Origin of the sequence: Citrobacter sp. U14242, assembly GCF_046555775.1 — a bacterium.
In the GTDB taxonomy this organism is placed as follows: Bacteria; Pseudomonadota; Gammaproteobacteria; order Enterobacterales; family Enterobacteriaceae; genus Citrobacter.
Genome location: NZ_JBKGLW010000003.1, coordinates 263559 through 285349 on the forward strand (window position 1 = coordinate 263559; position 21791 = coordinate 285349).

General features: G+C 52.5%; 21 protein-coding genes. 5 read left to right on the forward strand and 16 right to left on the reverse strand.

From position 1 onward, the window contains the following. Window positions 1–10: 10 nt before the first annotated feature. The 3 genes from ribE to nrdR all read right to left on the reverse strand — a co-directional run bounded on the left by ribE (window position 11) and on the right by nrdR (window position 2124). Window positions 11–481: a 6,7-dimethyl-8-ribityllumazine synthase gene (gene ribE, locus ACLJXE_RS06240; protein ID WP_003021575.1), complete on the reverse strand. Its 471-nt coding sequence runs from the start codon at window positions 479–481 to the stop codon at window positions 11–13. Between the two features lie 86 nt (window positions 482–567). Beyond that, a complete protein-coding gene (gene ribD / locus ACLJXE_RS06245; RefSeq protein WP_410750377.1) occupies window positions 568–1671 on the reverse strand; it encodes a bifunctional diaminohydroxyphosphoribosylaminopyrimidine deaminase/5-amino-6-(5-phosphoribosylamino)uracil reductase RibD in 1104 nt (367 codons plus the stop codon). Window positions 1672–1674: 3 nt separating this feature from the next. Beyond that, the gene (nrdR, locus tag ACLJXE_RS06250) at window positions 1675–2124 is read right to left on the reverse strand and encodes a transcriptional regulator NrdR (RefSeq protein WP_003021571.1); all 450 of its coding nucleotides are present in this window, start codon (window positions 2122–2124) and stop codon (window positions 1675–1677) included. Window positions 2125–2278: 154 nt separating this feature from the next. Between nrdR and ACLJXE_RS06255 the strand changes: the two genes are divergently transcribed. Together ACLJXE_RS06255 and ACLJXE_RS06260 are read left to right on the forward strand one after the other, a co-directional pair. Beyond that, window positions 2279–2818 (forward strand): DUF3251 domain-containing protein, encoded by a 540-nt coding sequence (locus tag ACLJXE_RS06255; RefSeq protein ID WP_410750378.1) that lies wholly within the window; start codon window positions 2279–2281, stop codon window positions 2816–2818. A 298-nt stretch (window positions 2819–3116) separates the two neighbouring features. Continuing rightward, window positions 3117–3998 carry a nucleoside-specific channel-forming protein Tsx gene (locus tag ACLJXE_RS06260; protein WP_271454028.1) on the forward strand — a complete coding sequence of 294 codons (882 nt, stop codon included), beginning with the start codon at window positions 3117–3119 and terminating at the stop codon, window positions 3996–3998. 45 nt (window positions 3999–4043) lie between these two features. On the opposite strand, the gene ACLJXE_RS06265 is transcribed toward ACLJXE_RS06260, so the two are convergent. The 7 genes from ACLJXE_RS06265 to queA all read right to left on the reverse strand — a co-directional run bounded on the left by ACLJXE_RS06265 (window position 4044) and on the right by queA (window position 10735). Further along, on the reverse strand, window positions 4044–4736 hold the full coding sequence (locus ACLJXE_RS06265; RefSeq protein ID WP_410750379.1) for a helix-turn-helix transcriptional regulator: 693 nt from the start codon (window positions 4734–4736) through the stop codon (window positions 4044–4046). Window positions 4737–4758: 22 nt separating this feature from the next. After that, window positions 4759–5124: a VOC family protein gene (locus ACLJXE_RS06270; RefSeq protein ID WP_286628520.1), complete on the reverse strand. Its 366-nt coding sequence runs from the start codon at window positions 5122–5124 to the stop codon at window positions 4759–4761. A gap of 145 nt (window positions 5125–5269) precedes the next feature. Beyond that, window positions 5270–6241, reverse strand: a complete 972-nt coding sequence (secF, locus tag ACLJXE_RS06275) for a protein translocase subunit SecF (protein WP_137384645.1) — start codon at window positions 6239–6241, stop codon at window positions 5270–5272. 10 nt (window positions 6242–6251) lie between these two features. Then, a complete protein-coding gene (gene secD / locus ACLJXE_RS06280; RefSeq protein WP_137384646.1) occupies window positions 6252–8099 on the reverse strand; it encodes a protein translocase subunit SecD in 1848 nt (615 codons plus the stop codon). A gap of 27 nt (window positions 8100–8126) precedes the next feature. Beyond that, complete coding sequence (gene yajC / locus ACLJXE_RS06285) at window positions 8127–8459, reverse strand: preprotein translocase subunit YajC (protein WP_002890398.1); 333 nt, start codon at window positions 8457–8459, stop codon at window positions 8127–8129. 22 nt (window positions 8460–8481) lie between these two features. Then, window positions 8482–9609: a tRNA guanosine(34) transglycosylase Tgt gene (gene tgt, locus ACLJXE_RS06290; RefSeq protein WP_045440480.1), complete on the reverse strand. Its 1128-nt coding sequence runs from the start codon at window positions 9607–9609 to the stop codon at window positions 8482–8484. A 55-nt stretch (window positions 9610–9664) separates the two neighbouring features. Then, window positions 9665–10735 (reverse strand): tRNA preQ1(34) S-adenosylmethionine ribosyltransferase-isomerase QueA, encoded by a 1071-nt coding sequence (queA, locus tag ACLJXE_RS06295; RefSeq protein WP_410750380.1) that lies wholly within the window; start codon window positions 10733–10735, stop codon window positions 9665–9667. Window positions 10736–10825: 90 nt separating this feature from the next. Here queA and acpH point away from each other — a divergent pair, with 90 nt between their 5' ends. Both acpH and ACLJXE_RS06305 read left to right on the forward strand, forming a co-directional pair. Further along, window positions 10826–11407 carry an ACP phosphodiesterase gene (acpH, locus tag ACLJXE_RS06300; RefSeq protein ID WP_286628522.1) on the forward strand — a complete coding sequence of 194 codons (582 nt, stop codon included), beginning with the start codon at window positions 10826–10828 and terminating at the stop codon, window positions 11405–11407. 168 nt (window positions 11408–11575) lie between these two features. Further along, window positions 11576–12178 carry a peroxiredoxin gene (locus tag ACLJXE_RS06305; protein WP_003021524.1) on the forward strand — a complete coding sequence of 201 codons (603 nt, stop codon included), beginning with the start codon at window positions 11576–11578 and terminating at the stop codon, window positions 12176–12178. A 66-nt stretch (window positions 12179–12244) separates the two neighbouring features. Here the strand turns inward: ACLJXE_RS06305 and ACLJXE_RS06310 are convergent, their stop codons facing one another. The 3 genes from ACLJXE_RS06310 to ACLJXE_RS06320 all read right to left on the reverse strand — a co-directional run bounded on the left by ACLJXE_RS06310 (window position 12245) and on the right by ACLJXE_RS06320 (window position 15495). Further along, the gene (locus ACLJXE_RS06310; RefSeq protein WP_410750381.1) at window positions 12245–14113 is read right to left on the reverse strand and encodes an amidohydrolase; all 1869 of its coding nucleotides are present in this window, start codon (window positions 14111–14113) and stop codon (window positions 12245–12247) included. 21 nt (window positions 14114–14134) lie between these two features. Beyond that, window positions 14135–14680 (reverse strand): antibiotic biosynthesis monooxygenase, encoded by a 546-nt coding sequence (locus tag ACLJXE_RS06315; protein ID WP_410750382.1) that lies wholly within the window; start codon window positions 14678–14680, stop codon window positions 14135–14137. Between the two features lie 173 nt (window positions 14681–14853). Then, window positions 14854–15495: a hydrolase gene (locus tag ACLJXE_RS06320; protein WP_286628525.1), complete on the reverse strand. Its 642-nt coding sequence runs from the start codon at window positions 15493–15495 to the stop codon at window positions 14854–14856. Between the two features lie 267 nt (window positions 15496–15762). Between ACLJXE_RS06320 and ACLJXE_RS06325 the strand changes: the two genes are divergently transcribed. Further along, on the forward strand, window positions 15763–16665 hold the full coding sequence (locus tag ACLJXE_RS06325; RefSeq protein ID WP_410750383.1) for a LysR family transcriptional regulator: 903 nt from the start codon (window positions 15763–15765) through the stop codon (window positions 16663–16665). Here the strand turns inward: ACLJXE_RS06325 and malZ are convergent. From malZ to brnQ, 3 genes are all read right to left on the reverse strand, one after another. Further along, window positions 16659–18476: a maltodextrin glucosidase gene (gene malZ / locus ACLJXE_RS06330; protein ID WP_410750384.1), complete on the reverse strand. Its 1818-nt coding sequence runs from the start codon at window positions 18474–18476 to the stop codon at window positions 16659–16661. The genes ACLJXE_RS06325 and malZ overlap by 7 nt on opposite strands. A 140-nt stretch (window positions 18477–18616) precedes the next feature. Then, window positions 18617–19990: a proline-specific permease ProY gene (gene proY, locus ACLJXE_RS06335; protein ID WP_410750385.1), complete on the reverse strand. Its 1374-nt coding sequence runs from the start codon at window positions 19988–19990 to the stop codon at window positions 18617–18619. 80 nt (window positions 19991–20070) lie between these two features. Further along, window positions 20071–21390 (reverse strand): branched-chain amino acid transporter carrier protein BrnQ, encoded by a 1320-nt coding sequence (gene brnQ, locus ACLJXE_RS06340; protein WP_286628528.1) that lies wholly within the window; start codon window positions 21388–21390, stop codon window positions 20071–20073. Between the last annotated feature and the right edge of the window lie 401 nt (window positions 21391–21791).

Here is a 21791-nt window from a genome sequence, read left to right on the forward strand (position 1 = left end):
CTTACAAAAATCAGGCCTTGATGGCTTTCAATACATTAATCATTTCAAGCGCAGTCAGTGCAGCTTCTGCGCCTTTGTTGCCGGCTTTGGTGCCAGCACGTTCGATGGCTTGTTCAATACTCTCGGTGGTCAGAACACCGAAGGCTACCGGAATGCCGCTGTCCTGAGCGACATGCGCCAGGCCATTGCTTGCACCGCCAGCCACATATTCGAAGTGTGCGGTACCGCCACGGATCACCGTCCCTAACGCAATCACCGCGTCATATTTACCGGTTTTTGCCAGTGCGTCAGCCGCCAGCGGCAGCTCATACGCGCCTGGAACCCAAACGACGGTAATATTTTCATCTTTAACCTGACCAATACGTTTCAGGGCGTCGATCGCACCTTCCAGCAGGCTGTCATTGATAAAGTTGTTGAAACGCGCAATGGTGATGGCGACGCGAGCGTCCGGGGTAGCAACGTTAGCTTCAATAATGTTCATATTCTTCCTTCGGATTCACTAGACCCCGCAGGGGGGCGGATTTTATCATAATAATCTGTGCGCTGCTTCCCTTTCGAACCGGGAGATCATGCGCCCACTAAATGCAGGCAAAGGTCCGGACCTACATGGCGTATTTCGTTGAATTTGAAATGGGGGGCGTCAGCCAGTTTCTCAAGGCCTGGAAGCACACATAATCCTCGGGCATCGCTCCCTAACAGTTTAGGCGCAACATAGACGATTAGCTCATCCACCACGCCGGCCTGTAATAACGCACCTGCAAGTGTTGGCCCCGCCTCAACCCAAATACTGTTAATTTGCTGCTTGCCCAGCTGCATCATCAACACCACCAGATCCAGATGCCCGTTATGTTCCGGAACCTTCAGGCTATGAACCGTTTCCGGCCAGCTGCGAGGATCGTCCTGGGTACGGACAATCCAGGTTTCTCCGGGCTGTTGCACAATACGATGCGCCGGTGTCACCTGGCTTTGGCTATCAAGTACAATACGGATCGGCTGACGCAGATTTTCCTGCGGATAACTCGCCTGGGTTGATTCCCCCAGTTCTTCCCAACGGACGGTAAGCTGAGGGTCATCCGCCAGTACCGTGGCACTGCTGGTTAAAATGGCATGACTTTGCGCACGCAGGCGCTGAACATCGCGACGTGCCTGCGACGAGGTGATCCACTGGCTCTCACCACTGGCCATTGCCGTGCGGCCATCAAGCGAGGCCCCCAGCTTGAGCTGGACGTAGGGGAATCCGGTACGCATCCGTTTGAGAAAGCCCTTATTGAGCTGTTCAACTTCGCTCATCATCAGGCCATGGCTGACGTCAACGCCCGCCTGCTGCAAGCGATAAAGCCCGCGGCCAGCGACCTGTGGATTAGGATCCTGCATAGCGGCAACAACACGCGTCACACCGGCGGCGATCAGCGCATCGCAGCACGGCGGCGTGCGACCATGATGACTACAGGGCTCAAGGGTCACGTAGGCCGTTGCCCCCTGTGCTTTTTCTCCCGCCATACGCAGAGCATGGACTTCGGCATGAGGCTCGCCCGCGCGATAGTGATACCCCTCACCGACGATTTCCCCATCTTTAACAATCACACAGCCCACGTTGGGATTGGGGTGAGTAGTAAAACGTCCGCGCGCAGCAAGCTTCAACGCTCGCGCCATGTACAATTCATCCTGCATGGCTTAGTCCTGTAGGCGAGCGATCTCTTCGCCAAATTCTTTGATATCTTCGAAACTCCGGTAAACCGAAGCAAAACGGATATAGGCGACTTTATCGAGCTTTTTCAACTGCTCCATCACCAGGTTGCCGATCATCTTACTCGGCACTTCACGTTCGCCTGTCGCGCGCAGCTGTGATTTTATATGGTTTAACGCCATTTCGACGTCATCTGCGCTGACCGGACGTTTTTCAAGTGCTCTGAGCATGCCGCTACGCAGCTTCTCTTCATTAAAGGGTTCACGCACATCGTTGCTTTTTACAACGCGCGGCATAACAAGTTCAGCCACCTCAAAGGTGGTGAAACGTTCGTTACAGACCAGACACTGTCGGCGGCGGCGTACCGAAGAGCCCTCGCCTACAAGACGAGAGTCAATTACCTTAGTGTCTACGGCGAAACAGAATGGGCAATGCATACGGCGTCCTGTACCTTAGTGGTTCGCAGAAATCTATTTTACCCTGAACTGGCGTGACAACAAAGGCGGAGCGCTTTTGAGACAAAGGATCGATGCCTTCGAGCTCTGCGCACACTACCATTATGCTATCGCGACAATGAAGGAAGTAATCACAATGACAAGACGTTACCTAAGAATTCTCCTGGTGGGAAGCCTCTTTAGCCTCAGCGCCTGTGCACAGCAAAGCGAAGTACGCCAGATGCATCAAAGCGTTAGCACGTTGAGCCAGGAGATGACGCAGCTGAATCAGGAAACGGTAAAAATTACGCAACAAAATATGTTGAATGCAAAATCGACCAGCGGAGCCTACCTGCTACCCGGTTCCAAAACGCCTGCCCGGCTGGATAGTCAGATCGGCACATTGCGTATGTCTCTGGTGAATATTGCGCCAAATGCGGCTGGAACGCGCCTGACACTGCGTATTCAGGGGGAATCGAATACCCCGCTCCCTGCCTTTAGCGGTACTGTAGAGTACGGACAGATTCAGGGCACCACAGACAACTACCAGGAAGTGAATGTACAGAATCAGTTGATAAACGCCCCGGCGAGTATCCTTGCCCCCAGCGATGTAGACATTCCGTTGCAGTTAAACGGACTGTCTCCTGACCAGTTAGGTTTTGTTCGCATCCACGACATCCAGCCTGTTAGCCAATAAACTTTTTGCGGAACGTTTTTGTGCGTTCCGCAACACCAGCTCACCTCATTTTGTTACTCCTCTGACATAAACGATATTTCTGGTAAAACTTGGCAACATTCACTGGAGCCAGTACAATTCGCCGCCTAAAGTACGCAAACGTGAACGCAATCGATTACGTGAATGATAGAACTGTGAAACAAGACATATTTTTGTGAACAATGATTTTTATAATAGGCTCCGAAGAAATACGAAATATTTAGAAACGCAATTTGCGCCTTTTTCACTCCCGAAAGGGATTTCAAACAGTGGCATACATATGAAAAAAACATTACTTGCAGCCGGTGCAGTGCTGGCGCTCTCCTCGTCATTTACTGTTGCAAACGCGGCAGAAAATGACAAACCGCAATATCTTTCCGACTGGTGGCATCAGAGCGTTAACGTTGTGGGTAGCTACCACACTCGCTTCGGACCGCAGCTCCGTAACGATACCTACCTGGAATACGAAGCGTTTGCCAAGAAAGATTGGTTCGACTTCTATGGTTACATGGATGCACCGGTATTCTTCGGTGGTAACACCGATGCGAAAGGTATCTGGAACCACGGCTCTCCGCTGTTCATGGAAATCGAACCCCGTTTCTCCATCGACAAACTGACCGGTACCGACCTGAGCTTCGGTCCGTTCAAAGAGTGGTATTTCGCGAACAACTACATCTACGACATGGGTCGTAACAAAGATGGCCGCCAGAGTACCTGGTACATGGGTCTGGGTACCGACATCGACACCGGCTTGCCGATGAGCCTGTCCATGAACGTGTACGCTAAGTACCAGTGGCAGAACTACGGTGCTGAGAACGAAAATGATTGGGACGGCTACCGTTTCAAAGTGAAGTACTTTGTACCGATTACCGAACTGTGGGGCGGTAACCTGAGCTACATCGGTTTTACCAACTTTGACTGGGGTTCCGATCTGGGTGATAAGAGCGCCTACGCTGAGAATGGCATTAAACAGCGTACTAACAACTCTATCGCCTCCAGCCACATTCTGGCGCTAAACTATGACCACTGGCATTATTCTGTCGTTGCCCGTTACTGGCACAACGGTGGTCAGTGGAACGATAACGCGGATCTGAACTGGATGAATGAAAACGTTCGTTCTACCGGTTGGGGTGGTTACCTGGTTGTAGGTTACAACTTCTAATCCAGTAAATTAATCAAAGACAAGCCAGCTTAACCGCTGGCTTTTTTATGGCCGATCTTCACAGCGTACTTTACGTAAAAAGTCACTTAGCGAACGATCTGCGGATTCGCAAAAATGCCTGTCGAGCGGCGTGATCTTCAGACAACGATCAACGCGAAAACAGCGATAATCGTCACGATTCTCACACCATGCAACCAGTAACCAGTGCTCGCCCCAGAAAAATAACCCCAACGGCTGAACATCTCGCCAGGAGAGATTCCCGGACTCATCGCGATAATGTAGCGCCAAAATCTGCTGCACCGAAACCGCGCGATGAATAAGATCGAACGCACTGCGCGAATGCGGCTGATTGCCAAAATCAGGTGCGTAGATCCGCGTTTGTTCGGCCCTGCGCCGACTCTCTGGCGGCAATATCGCCAGCACTTTTTCCTGCGCAGATTCCAGCGCCTGTGAGAGTGAATCCCCACCCCATGTTTTCAGTAGCCGAATAGCCACCATCAACGCTTCCGATTCCTGCTGCGTTAACATCAACGGCGGCAGATCATATCCGGCCATTAAGCGATATCCACTGCCCACTTCGCCTTCAATGGGCACACCGGATAAAGAGAGATCGCGGATATCGCGATAAATCGTGCGTTCAGAAACCTCAAGACGTTCTGCCAGCAGCGCCGCCGTTGTCACTCGCCTGCCACGCAGGATTTGTACAATCTGAAACAAGCGGTCGGCGCGTCTGGTCATCTTTACTCTCTCTCAGGAATTATTACGCAGGCTGATGTAAGCCAACACGATTGCCTTCGCTGTCGGTAAATAACGCAATCGTGCCGATATCCTGCCCCAGTTCAAGTGGCCCAAACACACATTTGCCACCCGCCGTTGTGACACGATCGAGCGTTGCCGCCAAATCGTCCGTATGCAGGTAAATAATAGCGCCCTGCTGCGAAGGTATCATTCCGTCAAATTTTGCCAGTGCGCCGCCGGGAGCCGGATCCTGATGCGGAAATACCGCCAGATCGGCACAATCCATCTTCTCCCGGCGCAGCGAAACCTGCATCACCGGCTCATAAAATGCAACGGCGCGATCCATTTCCACTACTGGAATTTCAAACCAGTTAATGACATTTTTCATACATCCTCCTGCCTTAATGAGTAAGTTCAGGAGGACTATAAAACAGGACTACTGACAGCATACTGTCAGTAGTATTGTGACGATATACAAACAAAAAAAATCCCGACCTTGCGATCGGGATTCCAGTTCTTTTGCTCTTCGTCGATTAAGGCAGAATTGACGGCTGATCCGCCCCTTCTTTCTCAACCTTCTGCTGCAGCATGTGTTCACGCTTCATACCCAGCTTCAGCGCCAGCGCCGATGCTACGTAGATAGACGACGCCGTACCGATGGACACACCAATAAGCATGGTCAGCGAGAAGCCTTCCAGTACCGGACCACCGAACAGGAACAGCATCAGGATAACCATCAACGTCGTACCGGATGTAATCAACGTACGGTGCAGCGTCTGGGTCAATGACACGTTAAAGATTTCGTAAGGCGTACCGCGACGGATCTTGCGGAAGTTTTCACGAATACGGTCAGATACCACGATACTGTCGTTCAACGAGTAACCGATTACCGACATCAGTGATGCAACGATAGTCAGGTCAATCTCGATATGGAACAACGACAGGATCCCGAGCGTAATGATAACGTCGTGCGCCAATGCGATAACCACACCTGCCGCCAGTCGCCACTCGAAGCGGAAACCAACATATACCAGGATGGAGATCAGCGCCGCCATCAGCGCCATCGCACCGGTTTGTGCAAGATCGGCCCCCACGCTCGGCCCAACGAATTCAATTCGCTTCACCGCCGCGTTCTGGTTGGTGGATTCGTTAATCACACTCAACACTTTGCTGCCCAACACCTGGCCGCCGTTTGCCCCTTCAGTTGGCGGCATACGCACCATAATGTCGTGGCTGCTGCCGAAGTTCTGCAGCAGCGGATCCACAAAGCCCGCTTTCTCCAGCGCATCGCGCATCACGTCCATGTCCGCTGGTTTTTCCAGCGTAATTTCAATCACCGTACCACCGGTGAAATCGAGCCCCCAGTTAAACCCACGCACGCCCATCACAATGATGGCCGCAATCAGCAGGAAACCAGAAATGCCGAAAGCCCAGTAGTCCCAGCGCATAAAGTCCCAGACTTTACGGCCGTGGTTCAATTGTTCAACAGTATATTCCTGTGCCACATCGCACTCCTCAGATTGACAGCTTTTTGACGCGCTTGCCGCCATACAACAGGTTTACGATGGCACGTGTACCGACAATCGCGGTAAACATCGACGTCGCCACACCAATACCAGTAGTAATCGCGAACCCTTTAATTGCCCCGGTGCCGACTGCGTACAGGATGATGACCTTGATCAGCGTCGTAATGTTCGCATCGAAGATGGAGCTAAATGCACCCGCATAACCTTCATTGATGGCTTGCTGCACCGAACGTCCGTTGCTCAACTCTTCTTTGATACGTTCGTTGATCAGTACGTTAGCATCGACCGCGACGGCAAGGGTTAAGACGATCCCCGCAATACCCGGCATACTCAACGTCGCCCCCGGCAACAGTGACATAATGCCGACAATCAATACCAGGTTGGCAATCAGCGCGCTTGTCGCAATCAGACCGAACTTCTTATAGAAGAAGATCATGAACAGAATTGAAACCACCAGACCAGCCAGACACGCTTCCAGACCCTGTTTAATGTTCTGCATACCCAGGGTTGGGCCGATTGTCCTTTCTTCAACAATCTGAATCGGCGCAATCAATGCACCCGCACGTAGCAGCAGGGAAAGCTGACGCGCTTCGTTCGGGTTGTTGATACCGGTAATACGGAAGCTGTTGCCCAGGCGAGACTGGATGTTGGCAATGTTAATCACCTCTTCCTGTTTCACCAGCACGGCACGACCGTTGGCATCTTTCTTACCGCTGTCTTTGTACTCCACGAACAGGGTCGCCATCGGTTTACCGATGTTGTCCTTGGTGAAGTTAGACATGATGTTACCACCTGCACTATCCAGCGAGATGTTAACCTGCGGCTGATTGTATTCGTCCTGGCTGGAAGTGGAGTCGGTAATATGGTCACCGGTCAGGATCACGCGCTTGTACAGCACTACTGGCTGACCTTCACGAGATTGTTTCACTTCCGAATCACCCGGAACACGTCCGGATGCCGCAGCAGACTGGTCAACGTTGGTATTTACCAGACGGAATTCCAGCGTCGCGGTTGCGCCCAAAATTTCTTTCGCACGCGCGGTATCCTGGATACCAGGCAGTTCGACGACGATACGGTCAGCACCCTGACGCTGAACAACAGGTTCAGCAACACCCAACTGGTTAACACGGTTACGCAGGATGTTGATGTTCTGCTGGACCGCGTATTCACGAGCTTCACTCAGGCGCGCATCGGTCATCACCGCACGCAACGCATTGCTGCCCTGGCTGGAAATCACCAGATCCTGGTGACGCTTGCTCAGGTAAGAGATAGCTTCATCACGGGCATTTCCATCACGGAAGGTGATGCTCAGACCGTAGTTATCTTCTTTACGCACGGTGGTATAAGGAATGCCTTTTTCACGCAGATCGCTGCGCAGGCTATCGATATTTTGTTCCTGCAATTTACCCAGTGCGGTGTCCATATCCACTTCCATCAGGAAGTGAACGCCGCCACGCAGATCAAGACCGAGTTTCATCGGTTCTGCATGAATGGCTGCCAGCCAACGGGGTGTTGCCGGAGCAAGGTTAAGCGCCACGACGTATTGATCACCCAGCACGCCCATCAACACTTCACGTGCGCGCAGTTGGGTATCGGTGGAGTCAAAGCGCGCAAGAATAGCGCCCTCTTCCAGAGCCACAGACTTAGGTGTGATTTTATCTTCTTGTAACGTTTTCTGGACCTGGATCAGCGTTTGCTCACTGGCGGCGGCACCGCGCACGCCAGTGATTTGAACAGCCGGATCCTCACCATACAGGTTGGGAAGTGCGTAAAGCAGGCCGACGATAATAACGACGACCAGCATAATGTACTTCCACAAAGGATAACGGTTTAACACGGCAGTTCCCTTTGGGAAAACAATAAATTACAGCGCCTTCATCGTGCCTTTCGGCAGAACGGCAGCTACGAAATCACGTTTGATAACCACTTCAGTGGTGTCGTTCAGCGCGATAGCGATGTAGCCAGTTTCTGCTACTTTGGTCACGCGACCTACCAGGCCACCGTTAGTCAGCACTTCATCACCCTTGGCAATGGAGTTCATCAGGTTTTTATGTTCTTTGGTACGCTTTTGCTGTGGGCGCAGGATCATGAAGTAGAAAATCAGACCAAACACCACCAGCATCAGAATCAGAGACATCGGGCTGCCCTGCGCCGGAGCACCTGTTGCCGCTACCGCATCAGAAATAAAAAAGCTCATTCAAATTCCCTCATTATTAAAATTAATCAACGTTCAAAGGTGGAACAGGTCGACCCTGACGTTGGTAAAAATCGGTCACGAAGCTCTCTAATTTACCCTCTTCAATAGCCTTGCGTAAACCCGCCATCAAACGCTGGTAGTAACGAAGGTTATGAATCGTATTGAGTCTCGCGCCCAGTATTTCGTTGCAACGATCAAGATGATGCAAGTAAGCACGCGAATAATTGCGACAGGTGTAGCAATCACACTCGGCATCGAGCGGACTGGTGTCGCTTTTATGTTTCGCATTACGAATTTTTACCACGCCGTCAGTCACAAACAAATGACCATTACGGGCATTTCGCGTTGGCATCACGCAGTCAAACATATCGATACCGCGACGCACGCCTTCAACCAGATCTTCTGGTTTGCCAACGCCCATCAGATAGCGAGGTTTATCTGCCGGAATTTGCGGGCAAACATGTTCCAGAATGCGGTGCATATCTGCTTTCGGCTCACCGACAGCCAAACCGCCGACAGCGTAGCCATCAAAGCCAATATCTACCAGACCTTTGACAGAGATATCACGTAAATCTTCGTAAACACTGCCCTGAATGATGCCAAAAAGCGCATTTTTGTTGCCAAGGCCATCAAAACGGTCACGGCTGCGCTTCGCCCAACGCAAAGACATCTCCATTGAGCGTTTAGCATAGTCCCAGTCAGCCGGATACGGTGTACATTCATCGAAAATCATCACGATATCGGAACCGAGATCGTATTGAATCTCCATCGACTTCTCTGGATCGAGGAAAATCGGATCACCATTGATCGGATTACGGAAATGCACACCCTGTTCGGTGATCTTACGAATATCGCCCAGGCTGAAAACCTGGAAACCACCGGAATCGGTGAGGATCGGTCCTTTCCACTGCATGAAATCGTGCAGGTCGCCGTGCAGCTTCATGATTTCCTGGCCTGGGCGTAGCCACAGGTGGAAGGTGTTGCCAAGGATGATCTGTGCGCCAGTCGCTTCAACTTCTTCCGGCGTCATACCCTTAACAGTGCCGTAAGTACCGACCGGCATAAAGGCAGGCGTTTCCACTACGCCACGATCAAAAACCAGGCGGCCGCGGCGAGCGCGACCGTCTGTGGTATCCAGTTCAAATTTCATCTTCACTCCTGCGTCAGAAAAACAGTCCGACGTTTTAAACACTCATGCCGGAAACTTACTCCCCGACACGCTCAGAAATAGCCTGCGGATTGTACGTGATAAACATGGCATCCCCGTAACTAAAAAAGCGATATTCCGCTTTTACCGCTTCATGATAGGCGTGCATGGTGTTTTTGTAGCCAGCAAAGGCGGAAACCAGCATGATCAGCGTCGATTCCGGCAGATGGAAGTTGGTCACCAACGCGTCTATCACTTTGTATTGATAGCCGGGATAGATGAAGATCTGCGTATCGCCGAAGAACGGTTCAATAAGGTCGTTTTTGGCTGCTTGCGCTGCACTTTCCAGCGAACGAACTGACGTCGTCCCTACCGCAATAACGCGATTGCCGCGCGCTTTCGCCGCCAGCACTGCATCAACGACATCCTGCGGCACTTCGGCATATTCGGAGTGCATGATGTGATCTTCAATGGTGTCTACGCGCACCGGCTGGAACGTCCCCGCCCCAACGTGCAGCGTCACGAACGCCATCTCAATGCCTTTATCACGCAGTTTTGCCAGCAGCGGATCGTCAAAGTGCAGGCCCGCGGTCGGCGCGGCGACGGCGCCCGGTTTTTCGCTATACACGGTCTGGTACAGTTCGCGATCGGCATCTTCATCCGGGCGATCGATATACGGCGGCAGCGGCATATGGCCGATGGCGTTGAGGATATCCAGCACGCTGCGTTCGTCGTTAAACTCAACTTCAAACAGCGCGTCATGACGAGCAACCATCGTCGCTTTAATACTTTCGTCGTCACCCAGCAGCAGTTCAGCGCCAGGTTTCGGCGCTTTCGAGGCGCGAATATGCGCCAGAATACGTTTGTCATCCAGCATACGCTCGACCAGCACTTCAATCTTGCCGCCGCTAGCTTTACGGCCAAACAGACGTGCCGGGATCACGCGGGTGTTATTAAAGACCAGCAGATCTCCAGGGTTGAGCTTATCGAGCAAATCGGTGAAAGTACCGTGCGTCAGCGCGCCCGTCGGCCCATCCAGTGACAGCAAGCGGCAACTGCTGCGCTCAGCCTGCGGATAATGAGCAATCAGGGAATCGGGTAATTCAAAGGTGAAATCGGTAACGCGCATGACACTGACTCAGACTAAAATAAGAGGCGGGTAGTCTAGTGCCGGGGCGTCCTCCCTGCAACCTTTACCCCTCTGGATAAACGTTTAACTATGAATTTTCTTGCACACCTGCACTTAGCACATTTAGCAGACAGCTCGCTTTCCGGCAATCTGCTGGCGGATTTTGTCCGGGGTAATCCGGAAACGCACTACTCGCCTGACGTGGTGGAAGGCATTTTTATGCATCGTCGAATCGACGTCATGACCGATAACCTGCCACAAGTCCTTGAAGCCAGAGCGTGGTTTCGTAGCGAAACGCGTCGCGTCGCACCGATTACGCTGGACGTCATGTGGGATCACTTCCTGTCCCGACACTGGTCAGAAATCTCTCCCGATTTCCCGCTGACGGATTTTGTTCGCTACGCGCACACCCAGGTTGCCACTATTCTGCCAGAATCACCGCCGCGCTTTATTAATCTGAACAATTATATGTGGTCAGAGAAATGGCTTGAGCGCTACCGCGACATGGATTTTATCCAGAACGTACTCAACGGGATGGCCAGTCGTCGTCCACGTCTCGATGCCCTGCGCGATTCATGGTACGACCTGGACACCCATTACGATGCGTTAGAAGAACGCTTCTGGCAGTTTTACCCGCAGATGATGGAACAGGCACGCCGTAAAACGCTTTGATTGCAGCATGTGTTGTAGGGCCGGATAAGGCGAGGCCACTATCCGGCGAACATTGATAGTCAAAACCTGTCTCATTGATTGCCAGCGCCTCTTTGTCTTATTCCCAAACACTCTCTATACTGGCCCGCGTTGCGTTCCAAAACCCCTTAACTTTGCAGGAGAATTTATATGGTACTGGTAACTCGTCAGGCTCCGGATTTCACAGCAGCTGCGGTACTGGGTAGCGGTGAGATTGTTGAAAACTTCAACTTCAAACAGCATACCAACGGTAAAACCACCGTTCTGTTCTTCTGGCCAATGGACTTCACCTTCGTTTGCCCGTCTGAACTGATCGCATTCGACAAGCGTTACGAAGAATTCCAGAAACGTGGCGTTGAAGTGGTTGGCGTTTCTTTTGACTCTGAATTTGTCCACAACGCATGGCGTAACACCCCTGTCGACAAAGGCGGCATCGGTGCAGTGAAATACGCAATGGTTGCTGACATCAAACGCGAAATCCAGAAAGCCTACGGCATTGAGCACCCGGAAGCGGGCGTTGCTCTGCGTGGTTCTTTCCTGATCGATGCTAACGGCGTTGTTCGCCATCAGGTTGTTAACGACCTGCCGCTGGGCCGTAACATCGACGAAATGCTGCGCATGGTTGACGCACTGCAGTTCCACGAAGAGCACGGTGACGTTTGCCCGGCGCAGTGGGAAAAAGGTAAAGAAGGTATGAACGCGTCTCCGGACGGCGTAGCAAAATACCTGACCGAAAACGTTTCCAGCCTGTAATTGGCATGAATCGAAAAAAGGCTCGCATTCGCGAGCCTTTTTTATTTTCTGTCGCCAGAACCTGGATCAGAACGCAAAGCACGAACATCCCAATGCGCCCCAGAACGCCCGGTCATCTGATACCGGAATCCCTGATTTACGCGCAATATCATGCTGATGACCATGCACACCACAGCTTCCGCAGCACTGATGCATCTGAACCATCGCCCCAACCTTCGCGGCAGCTGGCGGCGCTGAACGATAATGTCCCGGTACTTTCACAACGGGCGACCAGTCAGGAACAACCGGAATCGCTGGGGGGGCTAGCGGGGTGAAATGTCCAGCCGCATAAACCACTTTGCCATCGACAATGGTCATCACTGACTCAATGCCTTTGATCTCTTCTTCCGGCACACTGAAATAGTCTTTTGACAGTACCACCAGATCTGCCAGTTGATCCTTTTCAATACGCCCTTTCTTACCCTGCTCGCTGGAGAACCAGGCGCTACCTGCGGTCCACAGTTCCAGGGCAACATCTCGCGCCAGGCGGTTGTTATCATCGTACATCGCCATACCGCCAACGGTACGGCCTGAAACCAGCCAGTACAATGCTGTCCACGGGTTGTAACTTGCCACACGCGTAGCATCGGTACCCAGACCAACCGGTACATCAGCCGCCAGCATTTTTGCGACCGGCGGCGTATGTTTAACCGCCTCTTTGCCGTAGCGATCGATAAAATATTCGCCCTGGAATGCCATACGATGCTGAACGGCAATGCCACCGCCCAGCGCTTTTACCCTCTCGATGTTGCGTTCGGTAATCGTTTCGGCGTGATCGAAGAACCAGTGCAGGCCATTGAATGGGATGTCACGGTTCACCTTCTCAAACACGTCGAGCATACGGGTGATCGATTCATCATAGGTGGCGTGCAGACGGAACGGCCAGCGATGTTCCACCAGGTGGCGCACCACGCGCTCCAGTTCATCTTCCATGCCTTCCGGTAAATCCGGGCGCGGCTGCAGGAAATCTTCGAAATCTGCCGCCGAAAATACCAACATTTCCCCCGCCCCGTTAGCACGATAGAAGTCGGTTCCCTGCCCGGGTTTGAGCATATCCGTCCAGCGCTCAAAATCCTCCAGCTCCTGCTTTGGACGCTGGGTAAACAGGTTATACGCAATACGCACCGTCATCTGCTGGTTCGCGTGCAGTTGCTCGATGATCTCGTAATCTTCCGGGTAGTTCTGGAAGCCGCCGCCGGCATCGATGGCGCTGGTCAACCCGAGGCGGTTCAGCTCACGCATAAACTGGCGGGTCGAGTTAACTTGCATCTCCAGCGGGAGTTTTGGCCCTTTCGCCAGCGTCGAATAGAGGATCATGGCATTCGGTTTGGCTATCAACATTCCGGTTGGATTACCATTGTCGTCACGCACAATCTCTCCCCCCGCCGGATCCGGTGTGGCTTTGGTGTAGCCAACGGCTTTCAGCGCCGCGCGATTCAGCAACGCCCGGTCGTAGAGGTGCAAAACAAATACCGGTGTATCCGGTGCAGCATCGTTGAGCTCTTCCAGGGTCGGCATACGGCGTTCGGCAAACTGAAACTCGCTCCAGCCGCCGACCACCCGCACCCATTGCGGAGACGGCGTGCGGTCAGCCTGCTCTTTGAGCATACGCAGTGCGTCCGCCAGCGACGGGACCCCTTCCCAGCGCAGCTCCAGGTTGTAGTTCAACCCACCGCGAATGAGGTGCAGGTGCGAATCATTTAAACCCGGGATCACGGTGTGTCCCTGCAGATCGACAATCTGCGTACCCTCGGTCGCAAAGCTCATTACCCGATCGTGACTACCCGTCGCGAGGATCTTCCCGTTGGCGATCGCCACCGCCTCTACCTGCGGGCTTTGCTTTTCGAGAGTATGAATTTTTCCGTGCGTCAGAATCAGTGTGGCAGTTTGAGGCATAACAATCTCCTGAGAAACCGGTCAGGCTTTTTTCAGCCATCCGGCAAACAGACGGGTTACGATGGGCATCCACAACCAGACCACCAGCGCAACCACACAGGCATCATTAATCAGATGCAGGAGTAACGAGCCTTTCATTGAAGGCAGCAGAATACCGGTCAGCCACGGCACCAGGTTGGTACTGGGGAAAATCACCAGCAGCGTTATCAAAAACTGCTTCCAGCGTTTGGGCTGGCGTACATGGGGGGCTGGCGGCGTAAACCAGAAGGCCGCTTCGGTGCGCACTTCTGTTTTATCGCCTTCGGCCAGCAGCGGTGCAATTTCCTCAACCAGCTCCCGACGTGTATCGGATTGAGTCCAGTTATACAGATGCTCAAGGCTGTCGAAACGGATAATGATGTTCCACAGGTTTTGTCCATCTGTGGGTCGAATGACATTCGCCCCAAGATGCCCGGGAAACTCGGCGGCCAGCGGCATGATCTTCCCCAGCCACTGCTCATAACGCTGCGCCTGTTCAGGCTGCAGGGTGTGAGTAATTACCAACGTCACATGTTTGTTCTGCGCCATGAAGGGTTCCTTGATGAAGGGAAACAGGCCCGCTTAGGCCACGGAAGCAATACACAAAATCATTCATGGTGCATCGAGGGGCAAGGTTGTGTATCCCCGGGAGCTTACATAAGTAAGTGACCGGGGTACGCAAACGAAGCCAACAAAGAGGCAACATGAAGGATGAAGTGTATTTAGGCTTTGCGCTCAGGCGCGCCATGCACCATGGTATACGCGTAATCCACACCCATACCGTAAGCACCGCTGTGTTCACGCACTAAATCCATGACGGCGTCATAGGTTTCTTTACGTGACCAGTCACGCTGATACTCCAACAACACCTGCTGCCAGGTGACCGGCACGGCACCCGCCTGCACCATACGGTCAATAGAACGTTCATGGGCATCCACAGAAGTACCGCCAGAAGTGTCGGTCACCACATACACTTCATAACCTTCTTCCAGCGCCATCAACGCCGGGAAGGTCAGACAAACTTCCGTCCATAACGCAGAGATAATCAGTTTTTTACGTCCGGTCGCTTTCACCGCTTTCACAAACGCGGCATCTTCCCAGGAGTTCATCGACGTGCGTTCAATGGGCTTCACATCAGGATGCACGGCTAATAATTCCGGCCAGATATAACCACTAAAGCTTTTGGTTTCAACTGATGTATAAATGACGGGGACATTAAATATTTTCCCGGCTTTAGCTAATGCGACGGTATTATTTTTCAGCGTCTGGCGGTCAATATTCGCCACGCCAAATGACATTTGTGGCTGATGATCAATAAAAATAAGCGTTGAGTTTTGTGGGTCAATCAGTTCCCGAATAGACATAGCACACCTTCTTAATCAATAAGTTAAAAGGCAACAGCCTGTAACTGCTGTCAGTAGCAGGATCCTGAATCAGAAAGCTTGTTGAGTATAGCGGGAAATTTCTAACGAGTTATTAAAGAAAACTAACCATCCTGTGAAACTATTAATTCTGTTTTGCGATATATCCTAAACAACATCATGAGCATGACTCATCTAGTATATTCACTGGTATTGTTTTTCTCATTTCGGTACAACAGAGGGGTTTAATTTTAAGGATATTTTCCTCTTATGCGCCTCAATCTGGACGTTCTGCTGATCCTCGACGCACTCGACAAACAGGGCTCTTTTGCCGCAGCGGCCGAATCGCTATTTAAAACACCTGCAGCACTCAGCTATATGATTAAGAAGCTGGAAAGCGATCTGAACATTGAATTGCTTGACCGTTCCGGACACCGGGCAAAATTCACCGACACCGGACGGATGATGCTGGAAAAGGGGCGTTTGCTGCTCCGCGCGGCCAAAGACCTCGAGAAACAAGCGTTACAGCTGAGCGCAGGCTGGGAAAAAGAACTGGCAATAGCGCTCGATGACTCCTTCCCCTTTGCCACATTGCTACCCATTATTGATGAATTTCATGCGCTTAATAAACAAACCCGTCTCAACTTTACCCACCATACGCTGGCGGGTTCATGGGAGGAACTGACCCACAACGGGGCAGATATTATCCTCGGCGCAATTAATGAACCGCCCACATCCGCCGCCTGGTCCTACAAAATGCTCGGCACGCTGGACAATGTCTTTGTCGTCGCCCCAGGACACCCGCTGGCGAGCGCGCCTGATGACCTGACGAATGAGCAATTGTGCCTGCACCGGGCAATTGTTATCAGCGACAGCGCTCGCTTTTGCCACCCGTTACAGACCAACCTGATGGATGAACAGGCGCAGATTCGCGTCGATGATTTCCACAGCAAGGTGATGCTGTTGCGGGCGGGAATGGGCTGTGGATTTCTTCCCCGCCACATTGCCAGCCCATGGATTGCCAGCGGTGAGCTGGTGGAAAAAACGGTTATCTCATTTCGTCAAAAAGACGTCGCCTATATGGCGTGGCGCAATAACAGCGACGGGCTGGCGCAGCGCTGGTGGCGGGAAACGCTGCTGACCAGTGAGGAAATTACGCGTTTGTATCAATGACTCATCCAGACTGAAGCCGATATTGCGGGCAGCATCAGGATATCATCGACGAGTTGGCCTTTGCCCTCTTTGTGCTGCCATTGACTGACATCGAGCAACGGTGAGGCTGGCAGCACGACTTCACAAGCGTCACCGCGATTGATCGCCACCAGCACGCGCTGTCGGTTCAGTACCCGCACAAACACCACCACGTTGTCCTCGGCATAAATCACCTGACAACCGCCATGGCGTAACGCCTGGTTACCGTGACGCATTTTTGCCAGCCGTTGGTATAACGCCAGCAACTCGCTATCCTGCTTTTCCTTTTGCCACGGGAACGGCTTGCGGCAAAACGGATCGTTATTCCCGTCCAGCCCCACTTCATCACCGTAGTAAATACAGGGAACACCAGGCCAGGTAAACAGCCATACCACTGCCAACGGCAGGCGCGCAACATCTTTGCCCAACAGCGATTTAAAGCGGGCGGTATCGTGGCTGTCGAGCTGGTTGAACATGCGCAACTGCTGCTGATGCGACAGACCCGCGCGGTAGTTATCCATCCACGCCATACAGGTCTGGGCGTCAATCGACTGCGGATCGTAAGAGATATCGGTGTTGGCGAGAAAGCCCCAGACAGGAAAGGTAAAGCCGCGATAGTTCATGGCGGCATCTTCAGCATCAGCCTGTAGCCACTGACGGGCATCGCCAAAATGCTCACCCACCACATACGCTTCTGACTGCGTTTCTTTCGCCGCCTGGGTAATCCCAGCCACATGCTGCAGGTTGTTACGTGCGCCACCCGCCTCGCCCAGCATATGCACAACATCCAGTCGCCAGCCGTCCATACTCCAAGGTGCTTTTAGCCAGTGCCGAACAATACTGTCTTCGCCACGATAAATTTCATTCACCAGGCTTTCAGAGGAAAAGTCCAGTTTGGGTAGGCTTGAGTACCCCAACCAGTCCAGCGCAACCCCATCATCAGAAAAATGGTACCAGTCGCGCCAGGGGGAATCCGGATTATGGCACGCTCCATCCGTCCCGCGATGATGCCGGTCAAACCAGGCATGTGAGTCGCCGCTATGGTTAAAAACACCGTCCAGAATCAGGCGCATCCCCTGCTGTTGCGTGTTCTGCCGCAAACGCAGCAACGCCCGATCGCCGCCAAACTGCGGATCAACATGGCGATAATCTTCGGTATCGTATTTATGTACACTTGGTGCGGTAAATACCGGATTCAGGTACAGCGCCGTTACCCCTAACGTTTTCAGATACGGCAGTTTCTCGCTGATGCCGTCCAAATCGCCGCCATAAAACGTCGAGCCTCCTGCCTCTGCAGTCAGCGGTTCTTCCCAGTCACGCTGCACAATATCCTGCCCGGCGGCGTGGTGATAATAGACATTATCCGGCCCCGCATCACGCGACTGGCTGCGGGCAAAGCGGTCCGGGAAAATCTGATAGAAAACCTGGTCAGCCACCCATTGCGGACCGTTGTCCGGTACATCGACGGCAAACTGCTCCAGACGCGCAGGCGGAAAGCGGTTGAATCCCTGCGGGGTGAACCACAATTGACGATCGAGCCAAAGCAATTTAAAGCTATAGCGTCGACGGGGCTGCCCGCTGGTAAGATCGATCGCCGCGCGCCATGCGGTGACACCAGGGTGCGGTTGACTGCGCTGTTTGTGCATGCACAGGGAAATTTCTTCGTTATCGTTTTCAGCGCGTAGCGTCACGCGCTGAGGAGGATTTTCCCCTGCCAGCCATAACGTAATCGTCAGTTGATCTTTGTTTTGCTTCACAAATGGGGCAACCGGAAGGTGCCAGGCGTTCAACATCACGTATCCCCTTTGATGATAATGACGACACCTTGCCATAGCGAAGTGCAGGATCACTCATCATCTTAACGTTTATTGGGGGAGGAGTTCGGGGGAGGAGATGTTGCCGGGTGTCGACACTGTCTTACCCGGCAAACAAATTACTGTACTTCAGCCAGTTGACGCTCGCGGCGGCGTTTGAATACCCAACCTGCCAGCAGCAGGATAATCCACGCAAAGCCAACATACAGCGAAATACGGGTATCCGGATGGTAGCCGATAAGCCCGATGATAAAGACCAGGAAAATCAGACCAATCACCGTCGTGACCACGCCGCCAGGCACTTTAAACGTCAGCGCTTTGACTTCTTCCGGCGGCAGACGACGACGGAAGGCAATCTGCGACAACAGGATCATGATCCACACCCATACCGTGGCGAACGTTGCCAGCGAAGCGATCACCAGGAAGACATTTTCCGGCATGATGTAGTTTAGATATACCGCAAACAACAGCGCAATCGTCATCACCATCACTGTTACCCACGGCACGCCGCGGCGCGAGGTTTTAGCGAACATTTTTGGTGCACTACCCTGCTCAGCCATACCGTGCAGCATACGGCCTACACCGAAGACATCAGAGTTAATGGCTGACAGCGACGCAGTCAGAACCACAAAGTTGAGAATGCCTGCCGCAAAGGTAATACCCATGTGCTGGAATGTCAGGACGAACGGGCTGCCGTCTGTGCCGACCTGGTTCCACGGGTAGATAGACATAATGACGAACAGCGTCCCCACATAAAACACCAGAATGCGCATGGGGACAGAATTGATTGCGCGCGGAATAGATTTTTCCGGGTCTTTTGCTTCACCCGCGGTAATACCAATAATCTCAATCCCGCCGTAGGCGAACATCACCATTTGCAGCGACATCACCATCCCGAGCCAGCCGTTGCTAAAGAACCCGCCGTTACTCCACAGGTTATGGATGCCGGTCGGTTGCCCGCCGTTGCCAATCCCCCAAATGATAATGCCGAAACCAGCAACAATCATGATGATGATGGTGGCAACTTTGAAGAACGAAAACCAGAATTCCAGCTCACCAAACACCTTCACGCTCATCAGGTTAATAGCGCAGATAATCAGCACGACACTGAGTACCCAAATCCAGTGCGGTACGGCCGGGAACCAGACGCCCATGTAAATACCGAAGGCTGTCACATCGGCAATGGCGACAATCAGGATTTCAAAACAGTAGGTCCAGCCGGTAATGTAGCCAGCCAACGGTCCGAGGTTTTCCTGCGCATAGCGCGAGAAAGAGCTGGCTGCGGGGTTATGGACTGACATTTCGCCCAGCGCACGCATAATAATGTACGCCGCGACGCCACCGATAATATAGGCCAGCAACACGCTCGGCCCCGCCATTTTGATGGCATCGGCTGAACCGTAGAACAGCCCGGTACCAATTGCTGAACCTAGTGCCATAAAGCGAATGTGCCGGGTGCTCAGCCCACGCTTTAGCTTGTTATTACTTTCCATCGATTCCTAACCTGTTAACACAATAAAAAACCACGGGGCCATATTAATAGCCCCGTGGTTAAAACTTATTGTCAGTGATATTAGTGTGCGCTGGAGGTCACTTGTCGACCCGCTGCGCGATCCCAGATAACGGCCAGGACCACCATCACGACTGTTGGCATCAACCACGCCAGCCCTTGTTCTGCCAGCGGTAAACGCTGGGTCCAGGCTGGTAAGACATCGCCAATTGCAGAAGCTTTAATGCCATCAAGGATACCAAAAATCAGGCTGATAAACATCGCAGGTGCAATGACGCGGGAAGAATTATGCCACCATGAGCGGGTAAAACTTAATACAACCAGTGCGATACATGGCGGATAGATAGCCGTCAGCACTGGAATAGAGATCTGAATCAGATGGCTCAGGCCAAGGTTAGAGACCACCATGGAGAAGCCGCCAAGGATAAACACCAGCGTACGATAAGACAGTGGAACATACTGTGCGAAGAACTCGGCGCACGCACAGGTCAGTCCAACCGCAGTCACCAGGCAAGCAATGAAAATCAACGCCGCCAGCAGGAAGCTGCCTGCACCACCGAAGGTGTGCTGAACATACGCATGCAGAATTGCCGCACCGTTAGCAGATTGATCGACCAGCGTCGCACTGTCTGAACCCAGGCGGAACAACGCGAGGTACAGCAACGTTAAGCCGATACCCGCCATCAAACCCGCCCAGACGGTATAACGCGTCAGCAGACGTGCTTCGGTAACGCCACGCGAGCGAGCAGCGTTCACGATAACAATACCAAAGACCATCGCACCCAGCGTATCCATCGTCAGATAGCCGTTCACAAAGCCATTCGAGAATGCTGCGTTTTGATAGGCTTCCATCGCATTGCTGATCGGGCCCGCTGGCCAGACAATCGCCGCCACGGAAAGCACAACCAGTGCCAGAATTTTCAACGGAGCCAGGAAGTTGCCCACGGTATCCAGCAGTTTGCCGGGATACAGTGACACCAGAATCACAATCGCGAAGTACACCACGCTGTAGATGAACAGCGGCAGCGCGGAATCACCGGTCAACGGTGCAATCCCAACTTCGAACGAAACCGTTGCGGTACGCGGCGTGGCGAATAATGGCCCCACGGCCAGATAGCAGACGGTAGCCAGCAGCAGACCGGCAACTTTACCGATAGGCGTGCTCAGGCTGTCCACGCCGCCGCCTACTTTCGCCAGTGCGACCACGGTAAGTACCGGAAGGCCTACGGCGGTAATCAGGAAGCCAAAGGCTGCAGTCCAGACGTGTTCGCCTGCCTGCAAACCAACCATTGGGGGGAAAATAATGTTACCTGCACCAACGAACAGTGCAAATGTCATAAATCCCAGAGCGATAATATCGCGCGATTTTAACTGATGGGTCATAAAGTCTTACTGCCTGTGGATGTGGTGTTGAAAACGTTTAATTTTCTGCCTTTCCCCGCGGGATGATACAGCGGAATTTTTAAGCAACTCCAGCGGGAAATTCTCCCTGCATGGCGCGGCGAAGAATAGTTTTTCGATTTACCGCGTAAATGCAGTCGGTATGACAGCATTTGATGCGCAATTTAAACGCTTATAACGTTTTAAAGCAAGGTGGGATCTAAAAACCAGAACAATATAGCGATATGAAAAATTGAGCCAGCACAAAACACCATTCCCTGGAAAAAGACATGGGTAATCATGCGAACAAAAAACAATCAAACGTCGTAAAATTCAGGATCTATTTATTGACTGCAACAAAAAAAGCCAGCTTGCGCTGGCTTTTGGAAAGATAAGCTTACGAA

What these genes read in the sequence shown, in the direction of transcription:
- ribE (WP_003021575.1), bottom strand. Translation starts at nt 481, where the DNA reads ATGAACATTATTGAAGCTAACGTTGCTACCCCGGACGCTCGCGTCGCC.
- ribD (WP_410750377.1), bottom strand. Translation starts at nt 1,671, where the DNA reads ATGCAGGATGAATTGTACATGGCGCGAGCGTTGAAGCTTGCTGCGCGC.
- nrdR (WP_003021571.1), bottom strand. Translation starts at nt 2,124, where the DNA reads ATGCATTGCCCATTCTGTTTCGCCGTAGACACTAAGGTAATTGACTCT.
- ACLJXE_RS06255 (WP_410750378.1), top strand. Translation starts at nt 2,279, where the DNA reads ATGACAAGACGTTACCTAAGAATTCTCCTGGTGGGAAGCCTCTTTAGC.
- ACLJXE_RS06260 (WP_271454028.1), top strand. Translation starts at nt 3,117, where the DNA reads ATGAAAAAAACATTACTTGCAGCCGGTGCAGTGCTGGCGCTCTCCTCG.
- ACLJXE_RS06265 (WP_410750379.1), bottom strand. Translation starts at nt 4,736, where the DNA reads ATGACCAGACGCGCCGACCGCTTGTTTCAGATTGTACAAATCCTGCGT.
- ACLJXE_RS06270 (WP_286628520.1), bottom strand. Translation starts at nt 5,124, where the DNA reads ATGAAAAATGTCATTAACTGGTTTGAAATTCCAGTAGTGGAAATGGAT.
- yajC (WP_002890398.1), bottom strand. Translation starts at nt 8,459, where the DNA reads ATGAGCTTTTTTATTTCTGATGCGGTAGCGGCAACAGGTGCTCCGGCG.
- tgt (WP_045440480.1), bottom strand. Translation starts at nt 9,609, where the DNA reads ATGAAATTTGAACTGGATACCACAGACGGTCGCGCTCGCCGCGGCCGC.
- queA (WP_410750380.1), bottom strand. Translation starts at nt 10,735, where the DNA reads ATGCGCGTTACCGATTTCACCTTTGAATTACCCGATTCCCTGATTGCT.
- acpH (WP_286628522.1), top strand. Translation starts at nt 10,826, where the DNA reads ATGAATTTTCTTGCACACCTGCACTTAGCACATTTAGCAGACAGCTCG.
- ACLJXE_RS06305 (WP_003021524.1), top strand. Translation starts at nt 11,576, where the DNA reads ATGGTACTGGTAACTCGTCAGGCTCCGGATTTCACAGCAGCTGCGGTA.
- ACLJXE_RS06310 (WP_410750381.1), bottom strand. Translation starts at nt 14,113, where the DNA reads ATGCCTCAAACTGCCACACTGATTCTGACGCACGGAAAAATTCATACT.
- ACLJXE_RS06315 (WP_410750382.1), bottom strand. Translation starts at nt 14,680, where the DNA reads ATGGCGCAGAACAAACATGTGACGTTGGTAATTACTCACACCCTGCAG.
- ACLJXE_RS06320 (WP_286628525.1), bottom strand. Translation starts at nt 15,495, where the DNA reads ATGTCTATTCGGGAACTGATTGACCCACAAAACTCAACGCTTATTTTT.
- ACLJXE_RS06325 (WP_410750383.1), top strand. Translation starts at nt 15,763, where the DNA reads ATGCGCCTCAATCTGGACGTTCTGCTGATCCTCGACGCACTCGACAAA.
- malZ (WP_410750384.1), bottom strand. Translation starts at nt 18,476, where the DNA reads ATGTTGAACGCCTGGCACCTTCCGGTTGCCCCATTTGTGAAGCAAAAC.
- proY (WP_410750385.1), bottom strand. Translation starts at nt 19,990, where the DNA reads ATGGAAAGTAATAACAAGCTAAAGCGTGGGCTGAGCACCCGGCACATT.
- brnQ (WP_286628528.1), bottom strand. Translation starts at nt 21,390, where the DNA reads ATGACCCATCAGTTAAAATCGCGCGATATTATCGCTCTGGGATTTATG.